Origin of the sequence: Spongiactinospora gelatinilytica (genome assembly GCF_003236385.1) — a bacterium.
Taxonomy (GTDB): Bacteria; Actinomycetota; Actinomycetes; order Streptosporangiales; family Streptosporangiaceae; genus Spongiactinospora; species Spongiactinospora gelatinilytica.
The window spans coordinates 1-1771 of record NZ_POUA01000677.1 but is presented as its reverse complement, the minus strand read 5'-3'; the positions used below and the strand labels follow the sequence as shown (position 1 = coordinate 1771).

The 1771-nt window shown below is 70.9% G+C and carries 1 protein-coding gene; it reads left to right on the top strand.

All coding sequences use genetic code 11. The features are described 5' to 3' along the window. Positions 1-557: 557 nt before the first annotated feature. Positions 558-1771: YveK family protein (locus tag C1I98_RS38525; protein WP_233508562.1), on the top strand; the 1214-nt coding region annotated here is incomplete at its 3' end.

Sequence of the window (1771 nt, the reverse complement as noted above, 5' to 3'; positions counted from 1 at the left end):
ACCGCCACCCAGCGCCCCACCGAAGACCGCCCGCAGGGCGTGACCGGGGCCGTGGCCGGCCGGGAGTGGGTCGGCGGCATTGTCACAACGGGCGTCCGAAGGCTTCGGATACGCCCCCTATTTGCGATTTTCCGGAGAAAGAACGGGCAGATCACATTAAGCCGGAAAGCCAGCAGCGGCTTGACCAGAGCCCCGATTCCGGATTTTCCACCCTTACGACCACAATGACGCAAGACTTCACCGCTTCCTTCGCCATACGCCACGCCCGCGCGTTTTCCGACACCGCCGTCCACCACCATCCCACCGGCGGATCACCTCACGTCAGGCACTTTACATAGCTCTTGCCCGGCCACTCGCCCAGCTATGTCCGAATATTTCCGAGCAATCCACACTAACCCAGCATGTTTTACTTGCCGAGATTCATCCACAGGACGGAAAATCTCGGTCAACCAGGTCGGCGAAATGGCCGACCGGCTTATAGTGGGGAGCCGTTCATCTTTGCGTGCGCGAGCCGATTCGCGCAACTACCCGAACCAGGCGGGAGGGGCACGATTTCCATGAGCGGCCTGTCGCCGGACTTTCCCGAGCGCGGTTCGGGCACGGACCTGTCCGAGTACACCTCACTGCTGCGCAGACGTTGGCTGATCTTCTTCTTCTGCCTGGCCTCCGGGTTCACCGGCGGCGCCGCGCTGCTCAGGGTGACCCCGCCCGCCTACACCTCGACGACCCAGGTCCTGGTCTCCCCCACCGGGGTCAACGACCAGGCCAACCAGGTCAACGGCCGGCAGCGGGAGTCCCTCAACCTCGACACCGAGGCGCAGGTCGCCCAGTCGGCCGTGGTCGCGGAGCAGGCCCGCGCCAAGCTCACGCCCTCCGCGATGGCGGAGCCGATCCCGGCCGCCACGATCGCCGTCACCGTCCCCCCCAACTCGGCCGTGCTGTCGATCTCCGCGACCGCCGCCACCCCGGCGTCCGCCGCCGCCCACGCCCGCGCCTACGCCGACGCCTACCTCCAGCACCGCACCGAGGCCGCGCAGCGCGACGTGAGCGCCCAGCTCAAGGCGCTCGCCGCCAAGCTCAAGCAGCTCAACGACGACCTGAGCAAGATCGCCACCACGCTGCCCGGCCTGGCCAGGGGCACCGCCGAACGCACGATCGCCCAGCAGCAGCAAGACGTGCTGACCCGCCAGGTCTACAACCTCACCGTCCGATACGACACGCTCAGGACGGTCGCCATCACCCCCGGCTCGGTGATCAGCGAGGCGGTGCCGCCCGGCGCGCCGAGCGCGCCCAGCCCGGCCCTCTACCTCGGCAGCGGCCTGATGCTCGGCATGCTGGCGGGGGCCGGGGCCGCCTTCGCCCGTGACCGCCTCGACACCCGGCTGCGCACGGCCCGCGACGTCGAGCGGCTGACCGGCGTCCCGGTGATCGCCGGGCCGTCGGGGGTGCCCGCCGGCCGCGACCCCGACACGCCGCAGGAGCTGGCATCCACGCTGCTCGCCGCCCGTCCGGGCGGCCACCTGCTCATCCGTCCCGTCGGCGCGGACCACGAGGCGCGGCAGCTCGCCGACGCCCTCGCCCGGCCGCTCGGGCCGACCCGCGTCCTCACCGGCGAGGGCCTGCACGACCTCGCCCGCGCCGACAGCGCGGTGCTGCTGGTCGCGCTGCGCGGGGTTCCGGCGCGCGAGGTCGTCGCGGCGGCGCAGGCGCTTCACCGGGCGGGGGCGCATCTGATCGGAGCCGTCGTGGTACGCCCGGCCCGCCGCCGCAC